We start from the raw sequence: 18,327 nt of genomic DNA, 5'->3' as shown, positions 1-18,327 counted from the left end.
CAGCATTTTTGAATGAATAAAATCACACAGCTTTTTAATATTAAATATCCAATTATTCAAGGCGGAATGATCTGGAACAGCGGTTATAAATTAGCTTCTGCTGTTAGTAATGCCGGAGGATTAGGTTTAATTGGCGCAGGATCAATGTATCCGGAGGTACTAAGAGAACACATTCAAAAATGTAAAAAGGCAACTGATAAACTTTTTGGGGTTAATATTCCGATGTTATATCCCAATATTGAAGAAATTATGAATATTGTTGTCGAAGAAGGTGTGAAAATCGTCTTTACTTCGGCAGGAAATCCTAAAACATGGACATCTTTTTTAAAGGAAAAAGGAATTATCGTTGTTCATGTTGTGAGCAGTAGTATTTTTGCTTTAAAAGCACAAGAAGCTGGTGTGGATGCAATTGTAGCCGAAGGTTTTGAAGCTGGAGGACATAATGGCCGTGATGAAACTACAACATTGACTTTAATTCCAATGGTGAAAGAGAAAATCCAGATCCCAATTATTGCTGCGGGTGGAATTGCAACCGGACACGCAATGCTTGCTGTGATGGTTTTAGGAGCAGATGGAGTTCAGGTTGGAAGTCGTTTTGCAGCATCTGTAGAATCATCTGCACATAATAATTTTAAAGAAACAATAGTTAAAGTTAAAGAAGGTGATACACAGTTGACATTGAAAGAATTAGCTCCGGTACGTTTGATTAAAAATAAATTTTACAATGATGTTCAGGAATTATATCAAAAATGTCCGTCAAAAGAAGATTTAAATCAGCTTTTAGGAAGAGCAAGATCAAAAAAAGGAATGTTTGAAGGTGATCTGGAAGAAGGAGAACTCGAAATAGGGCAAATTGCAGGATTAATTCATGAAATATTACCCGCACAGCAAATTATTGAGGAAATGATTGCCGATTTTGAAGTTGCTTGTCAAGAAAAGGCTAAATTTGAGTTTTAATTATTGGCATCAACACGATATGAATTCTATACGCACTTATATAGTACTATTTTTTTTAATAATTGGTTTACAGCAAACTTACAGTCAATCTTATAGCTTTAAAACATCTGGTTTTAGTGTTTTAGAAAAAAATGAAAGAGGGAAATGGGGCGAATGGTCAAATCTGGATTTGGTTAATCTTTCTGTAATTTTAGATACTAACAAACATAGAATTGTAGTGTATTCGCAGGAAATACAGCTTTTTAGGATTTTGGATTATATCGAGCGCGAAGAAAATGATACTGATATAGTGTATTCTTTCATGTGCAAAGATAATGATGGCAAGGATTGTAAATTATCTATTATTACCCGTAAAAAGCAAGATTACAGAAAACAACTTTATATCAATTACGACGATCATATTATTTTATATAATATTTTTAGCGTGTAAAACCAAAAAAAGCTCGCAGGTTTTTAAAACCTGCGAGCTTTTTTCTATAATAAGAACTTAGTTGCTTTTACTCAATATCTTTGATAAAATCATCATATTCAAGATAAAACATTTCTAAAGCATTCATTTTTTCGAAAAAGAAATCAAAAATAGCATCCCAATTATTGCGGTTGCTAAATCCCACTCCTTGTATTTCGGTCCAGATTCGGCTGATGGTTTTTCCACTTTCGAGAGTGTAGTTTTTTTCAAAAACCAGATCTTTAATAAATTCCTCTTCCAGAATATTTTTTAAAGCCTCTAATTTTTCGAAATATGCAGTTCGTTTTTCATCGCTTCTTTGTTCGATATCAATTAAAACCTGTGCTTTTTTATTGTCGACATAAAACTTAAATGAGAAGTCTTTGATTTTTGTATCATAAAGTACCCATTTACGAGGATATTTTTCGGCGAAAGCCACCCAAAACTCCCTTTTTAATTTTTGTGATTCTTCTCTACTGTACATTTTTATGGCTTTGATTTTAGAAAACTTGTAGAACCGCGTTTTCTGGACTATATTTATATTTTTATTTGTATTTATTTGAAAGTACAAAAATAAACTTTGAATATGGATTTTCAAGATTTTTTGCAATATGTTCCTAATTTAATTCCAGTTGAACTGCCAGCGGTTGCGTCGCATATAAAAATGGCTCCTAAAGAAAGAATAGAAGCTTTGAAGAATCTGGATTTAAAAATAGAAAATCCCAGAATCGCAGCCGTAATGATGTTGTTTTATCCTAAAGATGGAAAAACACATTTGGTTTTAATTGTACGGAATGCTTACAATGGTGTTCACTCTTCTCAAATTGCTTTTCCCGGAGGAAAATATGAAAGTACAGATTCTGATTATAAAGAGACGGCTTTGAGGGAAACACAGGAAGAAGTTGGAGTTTTACCGGAAAAAATAGAGGTGATTAAGCATTTTAGTCCAATGTACATTCCGCCAAGTAATTTTTTAGTGCACCCATATTTGGGAATTTCAAAAGAGGAGCTTTTATTTTATCCTGATAGTAGAGAAGTGGCAAATATAATAGAACTTCCGTTGTCTGTATTTTTAGATGATAAAATTATTATCGAAGCCACATTGTCAACTTCTTATGGTGATAATATTTTAGTTCCGGCATTTAGTATACAAAATCATATTGTTTGGGGAGCAACTGCTATGATTTTAAGTGAATTGAGAGATGTTCTGAAAATAACCTTTGAAGGAAATTCGTAAAAATAGAAATTTAACAATTTGTTATTCATCAGAATAATGATTTCTTTACGAAATTGCTTTATAGTATTGCCAAAAGAATAATTTTTGTATGTTTGCGTTCTAACAAAAAAATACAATACACAACTATGGGATTGTTTAAACGAAATCCTTTTGGACATATATTATTCATTAAAAAATGGTTAATACGAATTTTGGGAGCCATGACGCACCGAAGATACAGGGGATTTAATGATTTACAGATTGAAGGATCAGAAATTATTAAAACATTGCCGGACACTAATGTATTGTTTATTTCTAATCATCAAACTTATTTTGCCGATGTTGTAGCTATGTTTCATGTGTTTAACGCAAGTTTAAGCGGACGTCAGGATACCATTAAGAATATTGGATATTTGTGGCAGCCAAAAATGAATATCTATTATGTTGCGGCAAAAGAAACCATGCATGCAGGTTTACTGCCAAGAATTTTAGCTTATGTTGGTGCGATTACAGTCGAAAGAACCTGGCGTGCAAAAGGTGTCGATGTTACTGAAAAACGTGATGTTAACCCAAACGATACTGAAAACATCAGAATAGCACTTGAAGATGGTTGGGTAATTACGTTTCCGCAAGGAACAACAAAATCGTTCAAACCGGTTCGTAAAGGAACAGCACATATCATTAAACAGCATAAACCAATTGTAATTCCGATAGTAATAGATGGTTTCCGTCGTTCGTTTGATAAGAAAGGATTACGAATGAAGAAAAAGGGAATTCTACAATCTTTTATTATCAAAGAACCTCTTGATATTGATTATGAAAATGATACGATCGAAGAAATCGTTGAAAAAGTAGAATTTGCAATAGAACAACATCCATCATTTTTAAAAGTCATTCCGGCCGAAGAAATTAAAGCTGAAGAAGAACTGAATGAAATGAGAAGATGGAGCTATAAAGCATCAGAAAGCGAACATTAGATTCTAAATTTTTGTTTCAAGTTTCACGTTTTTTTTAAAATAAACTTAGAACCTTAGCTAAGTCCAAGGTTTTTGGATAGCAACTTCAAAAGAAACCTTTGGATCTAGAAATCAATTTTCTTTAACTCTTTATAATTAGCGTACAATCTTCTTAATAAAGTTCCGTAAAGCAATCTGTAAATACACCAGAATAGCCCAAAGAATAGTAATGTAAGTAATACAAGAGCGCCAATCGAAAACAACATTGCTTTTCCGTTCAAGGCTAGTTTTTCCCTAACAATTGCCATATCAGGATTGTAAACATATCCTATGAAAAAGCTAAGAATTGATGAAACCACAATCATTCCTAAATTGTACCATACATAATACTGAACTGTTTTACGAGTTCTCAAAATACTGCTCATTAATAATTTAGTAGAAACAATGGTGGATATTGTTTTGTAATTTTTGTAGAAAAAATAAATAAAAACCAATATTACCGCATAATTAAAATACATCAGAATCTCCATATAAAGTATGATTTCAGGATGATGAATGTTATTTAAGAAATCGTCAATATTTGAAAAGTAATTTGATATAGTCCAAAATAATACTTCTAAAATGCTGATAATCAAAATCCACTTCACAATTGAAGATGATTTTTTATGAATCATTTTATAGATTTCTTTTTCAGAAATTTGTTCAAAAGAGTCAGAGTTCTTTTTCCAGTCTTTTTTTAATAAATCCAGTTCTTTCATAATAATTTTTAAGGATTTAGTATTTTTTTAAGTTTCCCTTTAATTCTGTTCATTTTCACACGTGCATTCACTTCGCTGATCCCTAAGGTCTCTGCTATTTCTTGATAATCTTTGTCTTCTAAATACATAAAAACTAATGCTTTTTCGATGTCGTTAAGCTGATAAACGGCTTTGTACATCAACTTAATCTGTTCTTCTTCTTCATAATTGTAATCAACATCTTTTACAAAATGCTGGTGACTTTCATATTCTACTGTAGATACGGTTCTTTTGGTTTTTCGATATAAGGTAATGGCGGTATTTAAAGCGACACGATACGTCCAGGTCGAAAATTTACTATCGCCTCTAAATTTAGGATAAGCTTTCCATAGTTGTATGGTAATTTCCTGAAACAAGTCTTTGTGAGCATCTTCGCCAGCAGTATATAATCGACATATCTTATGGATTATATTCTGATTTGCCTGCAATTGTGCAACAAATGACTGTTCTAGATTTTCGCTCATAATGTATTAGTAGTAATGAACTTTATTTTGTTACAATGAATGTGTTTTTTTTGTCACGAATTTTACAAATTTCTCGAATTATTAATAATAAATAGCGTTCTATAGTGGTCTGGTTTTGTAATAATTCACCATCAAATCTACAAATTTACTATAACCTTCCATGCCATCTTTTTGATTATTTGTTTTTAAGAAATTATCATAAAAAACATGAAAACCTTTATCAATAAAAGTATCATATTGTTTCCAGAAATCCTGACTTTCCTGATAGTTTTTTAAAATTCCTGCGTGAACTGTTTGTTTTAATTGTTTGAATATTTTTTCATCTTTTGCCTGCCAAATCCCTAAGCAGTAACGCAAAGCAAAACTATAACCGGAGTATTGATAATATAAATTGTTGTTTTTTACAGCTGCCAGAACGCCAATAAAATTGCATTCGCTTTCGCTTGCATAACCCATTTGATGTGCCATTTCGTGACAACTCGTAATAGGAAAATTATACATAGGTAATAAATCATTGACCTGTGCCTCATTAGTAAAAGGGTTTAAATAACCGCCAAATCCCATGTAGGTAAGAGGTAAACTGAAAAGAGATTTTTTAACGCTTATAATTTCATACTTAAAATAAGAATAATCTCTTGAGAGATTTTTATAGCCGGATAAATTCATCTGAAATGCCTGATTCTGAGAATAAGGAAAAACTATTTTGGCACTGTCATTTTGGGTAATTTGAAACTGAATTTCATTTGTTTTTGCAATTAGTTTTTTTGTAAAAACCAACAATTCCGCATCAGTATATTCTTTCTGGATTTTCATTTTTTCAAAAAGAGGTTCCCTGTAATAGTTTAATGCCCAGAGTATATGAAAAAAGAAATAAAATATTGAAAGAATACTTAGAGCTTTTAAGAGATTATCTTTCCATTGAATTTTCCATGTTTTGCGGATTTTCCAAAACCATCGAATTAAGAGTAAAATTAAAATAGAATAAATGCAGTCTCCAACAGAAAATGGAATCTTACCTAAAAGAATTCTCGAAAAGTAAGAGATTTTTAAGTAGAATCCTTTGCTGTAAAATCTTTCTATAAATTCAGGAAAGAAGGGTAGAATTTTTAAGAGGATGATTTGCAAAAGAAGAAATATAGGTAGTGTGTATTTTGATTTCAAAGTATAGATTTTTGATAGGTAAATATAAATACAATATTGATTGATAAAAAAAGTTAGTTAAGAATTCCACGAGCTTTTACTAAATTATTAGTTTGTAATTTTACAAAACGGGATAGTATTTGTGAAATTGTATTTTAATTTCAATAAGATTAGTGCTAATTCGTGAAATTCGTGGCGAAAAAAAAATTAAACTTTGTAACTTTGGGACTCTTAATTGTTAAACTTCAAACAAAATATAATGAGTCAGGAAATAAGAAATCTGGAACCTAAAGCGCTATGGAATAAATTCGCTGATTTAAACGCAGTTCCTCGTCCGTCAAAGAAAGAAGAACGTGTGATCGAGTTTATGAAAGACTTTGGAAACAGCTTAGGTTTAGAAACTTTTGAAGACGAAATCCGAAATGTTATTATCAGAAAACCGGCAACTCCGGGAATGGAAAACCGCAAAGCAATCGTTATGCAGGGACATCTTGATATGGTGCACCAAAAAAATGCAGATACTGTTTTTGATTTTGATACACAGGGAATCGATATGTATGTAGATGGTGACTGGGTTCGTGCCCGCGGTACAACACTTGGAGCTGACAATGGATTAGGAGTAGCAACAATTATGGCTATTTTAGAAAGTAAAGATATTCCGCATCCTGCAATTGAAGCTTTATTTACTATTGATGAAGAAACCGGAATGACTGGGGCTCTAAATTTAAAAGGAGGAATTCTTCAGGGTCAGATTCTTTTGAATTTAGATACAGAAGAAGATGATGAAATTGATATAGGTTGCGCTGGTGGAATCGATGTAACAGCTACAAGAACTTATAATGAAGAAGAAGTTCCGGAAGGATCAGTTGGACATATTATTACTGTAAAAGGGCTTAATGGTGGTCACTCAGGAATGGATATCAATAAAGGTTTAGGAAATGCAAATAAAATCATGAACCGTTTATTGTTTGATGCTTTTGAAAACTTTGGTTTGCAGGTAGCAGAAATTAACGGTGGAAGTTTGCGAAATGCAATTCCGAGAGAAAGTGTTGCGAAAGTAATTATTTCTGAAATGTTTGATGAAGCCTATATTTTTGATATGCAGGAAATCATCAATGATATTAAAACGGAATATAAAACTACTGAGCCTAATTTATCTATAGAAATCGTAAAATGCGATACTCCTGAAAAAGTAATGGATTTAGGAGTTCAGGAAGGAATTATTCGTGCTATTTATGCTGCTCATAACGGAGTTTACAGAATGAGTGCTGATATGGATGATTTAGTAGAAACGTCTAATAATATTGCTCGTGTTATTGTAAAAGATGGAGAAATATCTATTGGGTGTTTAACTCGTTCATCTGTTGAAACTTCAAAATTTGATTTGGCAAATGCATTGCGTTCTGCTTTTGAATTAGTAGGTTGTGAAGTAGAGCTTTCAGGTTCTTATCCGGGATGGACTCCAAACGTAAATTCTGAAATATTAGATACTTTAGTTGGAATCTATGAAAAGCAAAATAACGAAAAACCAAAAGTAGTAGCTTGTCACGCTGGTTTAGAATGTGGAATTTTAGGAACAAATTATCCTGATATGGATATGATTTCTTTTGGACCAACGATTCATGGTGCACACTCTCCGGATGAAAGAGCAAGTATTTCTTCAGCTCAAAAATATTGGAAATTTGTATTAGAGATTCTTTCTAATATTCCGGTTAAATAATAAGTCTCAGTTTACAGTCGCAGTTTCAGTCTCAGTTTTCGGTATTACAATCACTGAATACTGAGACTGAAACTGCGACTAAAGACTGAACACTGCAACTGAATACTTTCTAATATATCCATTGAATTCTGAATTGTAAATTATTGGTTACTCCTGTAATTCCGTCTTTTTCAAGATTGCCAATTCCATAAACCAAACCAGCTTTCCAATATTGAGTTGCCCACCAATTCAGTCCCAGGTCATAACGGTTATTTACTCCTCCGTGAATTTCTTTGGTTTCTAAATCATTTGCTCCAACACGCGCAAAGATTTCCCAAGCTCCATATTTACCTGTTGGTTTTATTCTTCTGGCATAAGCGGCTTTCTGATCATAGGGCCTTTGTTCTCCGCTTAAAACATAACTTCCTGTTACATAATAACCACTAAATTGCTGCGTGCCTAAATCGTTTGTTGCAGTCCAGTTGTGAACATATTCCATTAGAACCGAAAAATTATCTAAACTCCAAAGTTGCTCCATACTTAAATTAAACTGGTGTGAAGCATTCATATTTCCGGTATCAACATAAGCTGAAGTGATATTTGACTCATTTTTATTTTTTAACCTTATAATGTCATTTTTAGCATCTACGTATCGCAAACCAATTCCAACATGCATAAATTCTTTTCCGTCATTTTGCCATTTTGGTAATCCGGTAATTCTGGCTGTAAAGGTATTATCAGTGTTTGAAAAGCTTTTGTCGCTTGCGGGCCAATTTTTAAAAACTCCGCCTGAAAGAGAAATTCTGTCGTTTAATAGATAATGACGATAAATTACACCAATATTTCTGCTATTAAAAAAAGGATTTAATAATCGTTCAAATTGCGGTAAGTTGGCGGCGTCCCCAACCATTTCATAAACAAAAGTTTCCTTGACTTTTCCGAAATCGAGTTCACTATTTTCAGATAATGGTATAACAATTTTAAAATCGGTTATGCCAAAATTATTGGCGTCGTCAGGTCTGTCTAATCCTTTGTATTCAACACTTATTAAGTATTTCCAGGGGTTTTTGAAGTTTATTTTTCCGCTCACCATAACTCTGGCGCTTCTAATGTCAAATCGGCTTTCTTGTTTACCTACCTGATTTTTGCTGTCCTGATTTTGAAAGTTGGCATTATAATCTAAAATAGGAGCGAAGCCTAATTTTGCTGTGAACCATTTATTCTCAGTTCTCGACCATTTCATTCCTTTGCTTGTTGCATCAGGAATGATATAGTTTTTAGTAGAATCGGCTAAGATTTGAGTTTGAGAATCGTCTACTAAGTCAGTATGTTGTGAGAAACTTTTGCTGCTTAAGAAAAATAGAAATAGCAAAAGCGTAATCTTTAAAATATAATTTTTTCGCATTGCTTCTAATTTTAAATTATCGATATATCTAAAATTGTGCATTTAAAAAAAGACTCAGTATTAAGTCGCAATCTCAGTATTCAGTTTCGAGAAACTGCAAACTGAGACTGCAAACTGAGACTAAAACTTAATCTCTTTTAGGAGCATTTTTCTTCTCTCTCTTTTCTTCTTTTTTTTCTTTAGCCGTTTTTAACGGTTCTTTCTTTGCTGTTTTTTTAGCGTCTTGACTTTTTGCCATGATATGTTGATTTAATTAATTTTATTTGAATGTAAGTAAATGTAGATATAATATTTTAATTTGCTTCAAATATTACTTTTATTACTTTAAAAAATCACCATCTATTATTAGTAACTCAACACCATTATTGGTTAATGATTTATGAGAACTAATGTCATCAGTAACTACATATGTCATTCCTTTTGAAAGTTCAAATTTTTGTCCATTTTCTAATTCGCTGATAAAATCTCCTTCAAGACAATGAACAATATGACCTTTTTGACACCAATGATCAGCAATGTAGTTTTTAGAATAAGTAACTTTTCGAATGCGTAAACCTCCTAACTGCAGGGTTTGCCAATAAGCGGTTCCGGTTTCTCCGGAATGTTCGGTTTTTGCAATTTGATTCCAGTCGATTGTTTGAAAAGGTATTTCATTCATAATATCTTTTGGTTTGTTAATGATCAAATATAAGTTTTTAAATAAAAAAAATCCTCAATTACTATTTGTAAATGAGGATTTTAAATTTTATTTAAAGTGAATTAATTTCGTTTTAATACTTTATATTGTTCATAGCAACCATTGATGGCGTCCATAATTTGTAAATCATTTGCTGATTGTATGAAGGAGTCAGAATAATTGCAGCGCTGTAAAATTTCAGGAATTTCGTCTTTACTAATGCCTAGAAGTACAGCAACAGTTTCACGATCATATTTAGATTCAAGAAGATTTCGAACGGTATCATCTTTTCTCATTTCTTTTAGTTTCTTGAGTTCTTTGGCATTTTTTCCAAAGAAACTATAGAGAACATCTGCAGGATTAAAAATGGAGCCTAATACTTTTCCAAATGCATTTGGAGAATATTCTCCTGCTTCGTAGCCTTGAGTAAGTCCGGAAATGCTGTAACGGTAGTTTTCTTTTGTTGGAATTAATTTAGAATCGACTTCCAGATATCCGGTTAGATTAAATGGTGCGATAATTACTTCTTCAAGAGCAATTGCTTTTTCAGTAAGCTGAATTCTGGTTACTTTATTTTTTATCCAGTCATTCGTTACCCTGATTCTTAAAGATTGAAATCCTAAAATCGAAAAGTGGATCGTGTCATTAACTTGTACATCTATCTCAAAATATCCTTTAGCATCAGACTTGGCACCACGTACCTTGTTCGTGTTAATAATATTTACGTTTGGCAAAGGTTGTTTCGTATTGTCATTAATGACATAACCTGAAACTCTTTGTGGTGCAGTAGACTCAACGTCTTGTGCAAAACCAATGGCTGATAGTAGTGTAAAAAAGAAAACTGCGAAATATTTCATATCCTGATTTAAAGCACTAAAAGTACTAAATAGGGATTAAATATTTCGCAGTCTTCGAATATAATTATCAGAAAATTAACAAAGGTAGCAGCGTTGCTTTTAGTATTTAAATAAAAAGGGTTAAGGAAGATTAAAATACAAAACTCATTTATAGAGAGTAAGATTCTTTAAGGTAAAAAAAATCCCAAATTCCAATTATGTCTGGAATCTGGGATTTTGTATTTTAAGATATTAAAGTATTAATCTCTTCTTGGTCTTCTTGGTCTTGGCGAATCACCAAAGCTTTCAGAACGTCTTGGAGCTCTGTCTGAACTTCCTTCGCTTCTTGGAGCTGAGCTTCTAAACCCACCTTCTCTTTTTGGAGCAGATGAATTTCTGTCGCTTCTGAAACCACCTTCTCTAGGAGCAGAGTTTCTGTCGCTTCTAAAACCACCACCGCCAGAACCTTCACGTCTTGGTCCGAAACTTCCACCACCAGAACCTTCGCGTCTTGGAGCAGAACTACGTCCTCCGCCGCTACGACCGTTATGGTCACGTCTTCCGCCACCATCATTTTTGGAAATTTCAACATTAATACGACGTCCTTCTAATTGTACGTTGTTTAATACTTCCATTACTTTATCAGTGTGTTCAGGATCAGTGTTAAAGAAAGAGAAACCTTCTTTCACATCTACTTTGAAAACGTCATCACGACCTAAGTCTAATGTTTCTTTCAAGTAATCTTTAAGAGACATCCAGTCGAAATTATCTCTTGAACCTATGTTTACAAAGTAACGAACTGCTCCGTTATTATTGAATTCTCTTGGCTCAGAATCAGTTCTTTCGCGTCTTTCTCCAGATTGAGTAGAAATATCTCTGTTCTTTTTATAGTAAGCAATAAAACGGTTAAATTCTACTGAAACCATTTTCTTAATCAATTCTTCTTTGGATAAACCTTCAAGAACATTGTTGATTGCTGGTAAGTAGTTGTCAATTTCGTGATCAACTTCAGTATCTTTAATTTTGTTTGCTAAGTGCAACAATTGAATTTCGCAGATTTCGATTCCAGAAGGAATAGATTTCTCTTCGAATTTTTGTTTGATGATTCTTTCGATAGAAGAAATTTTACGCAACTCACTTTTTGTAACAATAACAATAGAAGTTCCTAATTTTCCAGCTCTACCTGTACGTCCTGAACGGTGATTGTATGTTTCAATTTCGTCAGGAAGTTGGTAATTTACTACGTGAGTAATATTATCAACGTCAATACCACGTGCAGCAACGTCAGTAGCAACAAGCATTTGAATTTGTCTTCCACGGAAAGATTTCATTACACCATCACGTTGCGCCTGAGATAAATCTCCGTGCAACGCAGCAGCGCTATATCCATCTTCAATTAATTTTTCAGCTACAGCTTGTGTATCTCTTTTAGTACGACAGAAAACCACAGAAAATATATCTGGATTTGCATCGGCTAAACGTTTCAAAGCTTCGTAACGATCACGTGCATTTACTAAGTAAAATTCGTGAGAAACTGTTGCAGAACCTGAGTTCTTAGCTCCAACAGTAATTTCAACCGGTTCGCTCATGAATTGTTTTGCAATTCTGGCAACCTCTTGTGGCATAGTTGCAGAGAACAACCATGTACTTTTTTGATCTGGAGTATCTGATAAAATAGATACGATGTCTTCATAGAATCCCATGTTCAACATCTCATCAGCTTCATCAAGAATACAGTAATCTATATTTTTAATGTTAACCAAACCTCTGTTGATCATGTCTTGCATTCTTCCTGGAGTAGCCACAATAATTTGTGCTCCTCTTTTAATGTCCCTAGCTTGCTCTGTAATACTAGCCCCGCCGTAAACTGCTACCACATTAATACCTTTCTCGTATTTTGAGTAGTTTTTAAGTTCGTTGGTAATCTGTAAACAAAGTTCTCGTGTTGGCGATAAAACTAATGCTTGTGTATTCTTGTTGTCAGCATCAATTTTTTGAATTAGCGGAAAACCAAAAGCTGCCGTTTTCCCTGTCCCTGTCTGAGCCAACGCAACCATATCTGTGTCTTTTTCCAATAATAGGGGAATCGCTTTCTCCTGTACTTCTGACGGATTCTCAAATCCTAGATCTAAAATCGCCTTCAGTAACGATTCATTCAATCCTAATTGTTCAAATTTATTCATATGTATTTTTAAAATAGGGTGCAAAATTACTGTTAATTATTCAGATAAACTAATGCTATTTTAAGAATTATGTATTTGTTATGATTTGATTATCAAAAAGTTATGTTTATAGTAGCATGATTTTTGTCTGTACATCAGGAAAATTCGGCAAAAATACGTCGTGAAATATAAATTTTGGACTCTAAAATGTTGTATTCTAAACAATTATTTTGCTGCGTTCAGAAAATCAATTAGTTGGTGAGTTGCTTTTGCACGATGACTTATTTTATTTTTGATGTCTGAAGCCAGTTCAGCAAAAGTCTCAGTATAATTCTCAGGTTGAAAAATAGGATCGTAACCAAAGCCATGATTTCCTGTTTTCTCAAGAATAATGTTTCCTTTTGCAATTCCGGTAAATAAGTGTTGTTCTCCTTTTAAATTTAAAGCAATAACAGTCTTAAATTGAGCGGTTCGGTCTTCTTTATTTGATAAAGCCTTAAGAAGTTTGTTCATATTATCATCGGCATTGCGTTGTTCTCCCGCATATCGTGCCGAATAAACGCCGGGTTCTCCGTTTAAAGCGGTAACTTCTAAACCCGTATCATCGGCAAAACAGTCATAACCGTATTTTTCAGTTACATAATTTGCTTTTAAAATCGCATTTCCTTCAATAGTATCAGCAGTTTCCGGAATTTCTTCGTGACAGCCAATTTCTTCTAAACTTAATAATTGAATAGATCCTTTCAGGATACTTTGAATTTCCTTGATTTTATTGAGATTGTTTGAAGCGAAAACCAATTGCATGACGATATATTTTTAAAGTTGATTCTTTAGAGTAATTCCAAAACACAAATTTAGAATTCTTATATTTGATATGCGACATGAAATAAAAATAAATGCAGATATCAGTATTATATAAAAAAATAACTCCTTTTGTTAAGCCTTATAAAAAGATGGTTATTGCTACTTTGTTGCTTACTTTTTTAGGATCGTTTGCGGCTCAGGTAAATGCCTTAATATTAAAGTATACCGTAGATTCTATTAGTGATCTAATGGTGGCGCATGAACCCTTATCGAAAGGTTTTCATTTATTGGGAATTATTAGTATTGTATTACTTTCTAAAGAGCTTATATATTCTGTAGTACAATTTGGTCAGAAATTTTATGGAGAAAAACTGCGAATCTTTATAACTCGCGATATATCTCAGGCGATTGTCGAAAAAATCCTGAGTTATCGAATGGAATTTTATACTTCTAATGAAAATGAAAGCGGAAAACTACAAACCAGAATCGATCTTGGAATTAGCAGCTTAACACGATTGGTTCAGAATTTTTTCATTGATATTCTGCCACTTTTTGCTAATGCTTTTGTGGCTCTGGGGATTATGTTTTATGCGAATGTTTATGTGGGTTTGGTAAGTTTATGTATTATCCCGATCTATTTCTATATAAGTCAGTTGCAAGCCACAAAACTGAGTGGTTTTAGACGAAGAATGCGTAATTATCGCGAAACGAAAAATAACGGTATCATCAGTTTAATCGAATCGATAACGGTTATAAAATCGTTTGTTCGTGAACCAATGGAAGCAGATCGTCATAAAGACATTCAGTTCGAAATGACAGAGAATCAACTTGAAACCAGAAAGACAAGTTTTATTTTTGAAAGTGTAAAAGGTTTTGTAGAACAAATAGGAGTTGTAATTATCATTATTCTAACGGCTTATTTTGTACTGAATAATACGATGACAATTGGTGCGATCATGTTTCATATTATGTTGTTTAATAATGTATCTGCACCAATCAGGCAATTACATCGTATTTATGATGAAGTAAACGACGCCTTGATTTATTCTGAAGGATTCTTCGATATTTTAGAATCAGAAAATGAAAAAGAAACCAGCGGAGATTATGTTCCAGAGAAAATTATTGGACTTATAGAAGTTAAAAATGTTGATTTTGCTTATCCAAACGGAACAAAAGCGCTTTTTGATATCAATTTCACTATTAAACCCAACGAAACGACTGCATTAGTTGGTTTAAGCGGAGCAGGAAAAAGTACAATCATCAATTTACTGGATAAATTTTATTTGCCAACATCAGGAAAAATATACCTCGATGGTGTAGACTTGAATGATTATAATACTGATTTTCTTCGCAAAAATATTGGATTAGTATTACAGAAGAATCATATTTTTAAAGGTACAATTGCTGAAAATATTTTATATGGAAAACCTGATGCATCAAAATCTGAAATCATAGACGCTGCCAAACAAGCTTATATCCATGAACAAGTTATACAACTACCAAAAGGATATGATTCTGATGCGCATTTGCTTTCAGGAGGTCAGCAACAACGCATTGCGATTGCAAGATTGTTTCTAAAGAATCCGCCTATTATTTTTCTGGATGAACCTACGGCAAGTTTGGATGCAATAGCGACAGAACAAATAAAAAAATCATTAGACGCTATTAAAAAAGACAGAACCGTAATTATCATCTCGCATAGTATTTCTCAAATTATCGATGCTGCCAATATTATAGTTTTAGAGCAGGGAAAATGTGTAGAAGTAGGAACACATGATGAATTGTATGATAATAAATCTGTTTACTATAAAATATTTACAGCGATGGCAAATAGTCTTAATATTGATAAAATTACTCAGACGCTTGATTAATTGCCTTCAAGATTATTGTGATAAGAGACCCGACAGGTTTTTAAAACCTGTCGGGTTTACGAGAAAGTAAATAATTTATATAAAAGCTAATATTCTATAAAGATTTGTGTTTCAAAACAGCTCTTTCAATATTAAAAGCAATAGCAATACCAAAAGTATAAGCTAGAATATCAGACCATAAAAAACCTTGTCCCAAAGTATATCGACCTAAAAGCGTGTTTCTAAGTTCATTGATCCAGTTTGCCTGATAGAGTTGAGAAAATTCAATTGCGTAGCAAATCAATAAAGAAGTAATTATTATTTGAAATGCTTTTTTATCAATAAATACTATTCTAATCAGCACATACATCATAACAGCGTAAAGAAAATCTCCGGTACACAAAGGAATGAGATCATTTTTTCTGGACATGATTCCAAGAAAAATAACCAATAAAAGTAAAATGAAATAATAAAGCCTGTATTTTTTCAATTTTTGATTTTGTTTGAGATCATTAGTACTTTTTTAGGTAGACAAAAATACAAAGATAGATTTAGGTCTGCTTAATTTTATAAATTCGTAAAAATCATAATAATCTTTCTGTCTAAATAAATAACCACATGATTACAAGACTTACTATTTTTATTTTAACCCTTTTTGTATTTGGAAATAATTGTTATTCTCAAAAAGAGACTTCTTTCAATGTAAAAAAACAACTTGAATATTGTGCACAACAAGCTTCGAAAACCTTAAAAGTAATTCCTAATGACGGGACTTCTCCGCGAACAGTTCCTAATGGAAGTAAAGACTGGAAGTTTGTCAATTATAAAGATTGGACAAGTGGCTTCTGGCCAGGAGAATTGTGGTATTTATATGAAGCTACAGGCGATAAAAAATGGGAAAAAGAAGCCGATAAATTCAGTCGGTTTTTAACTCCCTTATCAGTTAGTAAAGCAAATGATCATGATCTGGGTTTTCAGATTTTTAATAGTTTCGGGAACGGATATCGTTTGACTAAGAATGAGGGTTATAAAGATATTATTCTAAAATCAGCAGATACTTTAGCGACGCTTTTTAATCCAAAAGTAGGAACTATTCAATCTTGGCCACATAATAAATATGGCGGTCATAATACGATTATTGATAATATGATGAATTTAGAACTGCTTTTTTGGGCTTCTAAAAATGGAGGAAATAAAAAGTTGTATGACATTGCCGTAAAACATGCCGAAACAACCATGAATAATCATTTTAGACCTGATTATAGTTCGTATCATGTTATTATTTATGATTATGAAACAGGTAAAAAAATAAAAGGAAGAACTGCTCAGGGATATAGTGACGATAGTATGTGGGCAAGAGGTCAGGCGTGGGCTATTTACGGATTTACCATGGTTTACAGAGAAACAAAAGATCCTAAGTTTTTAGATTTCGCGCATAAATTAACGCGTGTTTATTTAGATAGATTATCTACCGAAGATTTAATTCCGTATTGGGATTTTAATGCGCCGGGAATCCCGAATGAACCGCGAGATGCTTCTGCGGCAGCAATTGTATCATCTGCACTTATGGAGTTAAGTTCGTATACAAAGGATTTAAACCTAAAAAAAGAATATCTCGCAAAGTCTAAAAAGATGCTTGTTTCACTGTCAGAACATTATCAGAGTCATGATGTAAATTCGGCTTTTTTGCTTCATTCAACAGGTCATAAACCTGCAGGAAGTGAAATAGATTGTTCCATAAATTATGCAGATTATTATTATCTTGAAGCACTTTTAAGATTTCAAAAATTAAAAAATAAATAATTTAAATTATGGTCAGAAAAATTATTCAAATCTCATTTACTGTGGTTTTACTGGTATTTATGGTAAGTTGTAAAAACACAAAGCAAAAGCTTCAGGAATATGTAACGTCCTATAATAGTACTGCTGCAAGTTTTAAGGCTAATGACGTTACGCTAACAACTGCAAGAGGTTATATAAATGATAACAAAATTGAACTGAGGTTCGAAACCAATTTAGAACAAAATGAACCTAATAAAATAAAAGCAAATTCATCCTTTCGTTTACTACTGAAAGAGATGATCAATAAAAATCAGATTCCTAAGGAGCTTGTTGAAGAAGGTGTTCAGTTTGATACCTATTTTTTAGCTGACGATAATACAGTTTTTGTAAAAGAAATAATAAATAAAGAATCTATAGCTGAGATATTAAAATAATATCTGAAATTAAACCCAGTGATAAGCCGCTTTAATCGTTTTTAAAGCGGCTTTTTGAATTTTTACAGGTAATGAATTTGGTAAATTGAAGCCTCTTTTTTGAGATTTATTTTCTTATAATCAATTTGTAACCAAATAATTACAGTTTTTTATTTTTGTGGTTTGAAGTTGTTTTTGTTTGAAAAGTTCATTATGTTTGAGTTAAAAAATAACCTAAAACCTAAAATTTTATGAGAAAAATTACCCAAATCGCATTTACTGTCGTTGTTATGCTGCTATTGGTAAGCTGTAAAAATACCAAGCAAAAAATTCAGGAACATGTAAGTTCTTATAATAATTCCTCCTCAATTAAAGGTACCGGTATTACGAGCACAACCGCGAAAGCATTTTTAAATGACAATAAAATTGAAATCAGGATAGAAACTAATCTTGAAGAAAATGATACTAATAAACAAACCTACAAAGATTCATTTCCTGATTTGCTGAAAGAAATGATTAAGAACGATCAAATTTCAAAAGAGCTAATTGAAGAAGGAGTTAAGTTTGATGTGTATTTCTTAGCCTATAATAACGCCATTCTTGCACAACAAATAGTAGATAAAGAAGAATTGGCAGTTTTAGAAAATGCAGGAAACGCCAACGAAAAGGTAACCGCAAAACTCTAAATTTTGAAAAAATAAAAAAGCCTCTTTGTATAATTT

The 18,327-nt window shown here is 32.5% G+C and carries 19 protein-coding genes; 9 read left to right on the top strand and 10 right to left on the bottom strand.

Annotated elements, in window-relative coordinates; translation table 11 throughout:
* Positions 1-12 precede the first annotated feature (12 nt).
* Together BXU01_RS03805 and BXU01_RS03800 are read left to right on the top strand one after the other, a co-directional pair.
* Complete coding sequence (locus BXU01_RS03805) at positions 13-957, top strand: nitronate monooxygenase family protein (protein WP_083691762.1); 945 nt, start codon at positions 13-15, stop codon at positions 955-957.
* Between the two features lie 19 nt (positions 958-976).
* The gene (locus BXU01_RS03800) at positions 977-1,387 is read left to right on the top strand and encodes a hypothetical protein (RefSeq protein WP_083691877.1); all 411 of its coding nucleotides are present in this window, start codon (positions 977-979) and stop codon (positions 1,385-1,387) included.
* A gap of 67 nt (positions 1,388-1,454) precedes the next feature.
* On the opposite strand, the gene BXU01_RS03795 is transcribed toward BXU01_RS03800, so the two are convergent.
* On the bottom strand, positions 1,455-1,889 hold the full coding sequence (locus tag BXU01_RS03795; RefSeq protein WP_083691761.1) for a DUF4268 domain-containing protein: 435 nt from the start codon (positions 1,887-1,889) through the stop codon (positions 1,455-1,457).
* 102 nt (positions 1,890-1,991) lie between these two features.
* On the opposite strand from BXU01_RS03795, the gene BXU01_RS03790 reads away from it, so the two are divergent.
* Both BXU01_RS03790 and BXU01_RS03785 read left to right on the top strand, forming a co-directional pair.
* The gene (locus BXU01_RS03790; protein WP_083691760.1) at positions 1,992-2,642 is read left to right on the top strand and encodes a CoA pyrophosphatase; all 651 of its coding nucleotides are present in this window, start codon (positions 1,992-1,994) and stop codon (positions 2,640-2,642) included.
* A 125-nt stretch (positions 2,643-2,767) separates the two neighbouring features.
* On the top strand, positions 2,768-3,598 hold the full coding sequence (locus BXU01_RS03785) for a 1-acyl-sn-glycerol-3-phosphate acyltransferase (protein WP_083691759.1): 831 nt from the start codon (positions 2,768-2,770) through the stop codon (positions 3,596-3,598).
* A 104-nt stretch (positions 3,599-3,702) separates the two neighbouring features.
* On the opposite strand, the gene BXU01_RS03780 is transcribed toward BXU01_RS03785, so the two are convergent.
* From BXU01_RS03780 to BXU01_RS03770, 3 genes are all read right to left on the bottom strand, one after another.
* Positions 3,703-4,335 carry a hypothetical protein gene (locus tag BXU01_RS03780; RefSeq protein WP_055098297.1) on the bottom strand — a complete coding sequence of 211 codons (633 nt, stop codon included), beginning with the start codon at positions 4,333-4,335 and terminating at the stop codon, positions 3,703-3,705.
* Between the two features lie 8 nt (positions 4,336-4,343).
* Positions 4,344-4,838: an RNA polymerase sigma factor gene (locus BXU01_RS03775; RefSeq protein WP_068843197.1), complete on the bottom strand. Its 495-nt coding sequence runs from the start codon at positions 4,836-4,838 to the stop codon at positions 4,344-4,346.
* A 99-nt stretch (positions 4,839-4,937) separates the two neighbouring features.
* Complete coding sequence (locus BXU01_RS03770) at positions 4,938-5,999, bottom strand: DUF3810 domain-containing protein (RefSeq protein ID WP_083691758.1); 1,062 nt, start codon at positions 5,997-5,999, stop codon at positions 4,938-4,940.
* A gap of 238 nt (positions 6,000-6,237) precedes the next feature.
* Here BXU01_RS03770 and BXU01_RS03765 point away from each other — a divergent pair, with 238 nt between their 5' ends.
* Positions 6,238-7,698 (top strand): aminoacyl-histidine dipeptidase, encoded by a 1,461-nt coding sequence (locus tag BXU01_RS03765; RefSeq protein ID WP_083691757.1) that lies wholly within the window; start codon positions 6,238-6,240, stop codon positions 7,696-7,698.
* 109 nt (positions 7,699-7,807) lie between these two features.
* Here the strand turns inward: BXU01_RS03765 and BXU01_RS03760 are convergent, their stop codons facing one another.
* From BXU01_RS03760 to BXU01_RS03740, 5 genes are all read right to left on the bottom strand, one after another.
* Entirely contained in the window at positions 7,808-9,082 is a 1,275-nt protein-coding gene (locus BXU01_RS03760; protein WP_165689755.1) for a porin, read from the bottom strand.
* A 319-nt stretch (positions 9,083-9,401) separates the two neighbouring features.
* A complete protein-coding gene (locus BXU01_RS03755; protein ID WP_083691755.1) occupies positions 9,402-9,740 on the bottom strand; it encodes a DHCW motif cupin fold protein in 339 nt (112 codons plus the stop codon).
* 101 nt (positions 9,741-9,841) lie between these two features.
* Positions 9,842-10,615, bottom strand: a complete 774-nt coding sequence (locus BXU01_RS03750; protein WP_083691754.1) for a carboxypeptidase-like regulatory domain-containing protein — start codon at positions 10,613-10,615, stop codon at positions 9,842-9,844.
* 239 nt (positions 10,616-10,854) lie between these two features.
* Positions 10,855-12,777, bottom strand: coding sequence for a DEAD/DEAH box helicase (locus tag BXU01_RS03745; RefSeq protein WP_083691753.1), 1,923 nt, complete (start codon positions 12,775-12,777; stop codon positions 10,855-10,857).
* Between the two features lie 204 nt (positions 12,778-12,981).
* Positions 12,982-13,560 (bottom strand): non-canonical purine NTP diphosphatase, encoded by a 579-nt coding sequence (locus tag BXU01_RS03740; RefSeq protein ID WP_083691752.1) that lies wholly within the window; start codon positions 13,558-13,560, stop codon positions 12,982-12,984.
* 92 nt (positions 13,561-13,652) lie between these two features.
* On the opposite strand from BXU01_RS03740, the gene BXU01_RS03735 reads away from it, so the two are divergent.
* On the top strand, positions 13,653-15,431 hold the full coding sequence (locus tag BXU01_RS03735; protein WP_083691751.1) for an ABC transporter ATP-binding protein: 1,779 nt from the start codon (positions 13,653-13,655) through the stop codon (positions 15,429-15,431).
* 94 nt (positions 15,432-15,525) lie between these two features.
* Here BXU01_RS03735 and BXU01_RS03730 read toward each other — a convergent pair whose 3' ends face one another.
* Positions 15,526-15,900 (bottom strand): DUF2809 domain-containing protein, encoded by a 375-nt coding sequence (locus BXU01_RS03730; protein ID WP_255373696.1) that lies wholly within the window; start codon positions 15,898-15,900, stop codon positions 15,526-15,528.
* A 128-nt stretch (positions 15,901-16,028) separates the two neighbouring features.
* Between BXU01_RS03730 and BXU01_RS03725 the strand changes: the two genes are divergently transcribed.
* The 3 genes from BXU01_RS03725 to BXU01_RS03715 all read left to right on the top strand — a co-directional run bounded on the left by BXU01_RS03725 (position 16,029) and on the right by BXU01_RS03715 (position 18,291).
* Entirely contained in the window at positions 16,029-17,213 is a 1,185-nt protein-coding gene (locus BXU01_RS03725; RefSeq protein ID WP_083691749.1) for a glycoside hydrolase family 88 protein, read from the top strand.
* Between the two features lie 8 nt (positions 17,214-17,221).
* Positions 17,222-17,626, top strand: coding sequence for a hypothetical protein (locus BXU01_RS03720; protein WP_083691748.1), 405 nt, complete (start codon positions 17,222-17,224; stop codon positions 17,624-17,626).
* Positions 17,627-17,856: 230 nt separating this feature from the next.
* Entirely contained in the window at positions 17,857-18,291 is a 435-nt protein-coding gene (locus tag BXU01_RS03715) for a hypothetical protein (protein WP_083691747.1), read from the top strand.
* Positions 18,292-18,327: the final 36 nt, after the last annotated feature.

Origin of the sequence: [Flexibacter] sp. ATCC 35103 (assembly GCF_001975985.1) — a bacterium.
Classification (GTDB): domain Bacteria; phylum Bacteroidota; class Bacteroidia; order Flavobacteriales; family Flavobacteriaceae; genus Flavobacterium.
The sequence above is the reverse complement of the archived record's forward strand: the minus strand, read 5'-3'. Positions and strand labels throughout refer to the sequence as shown.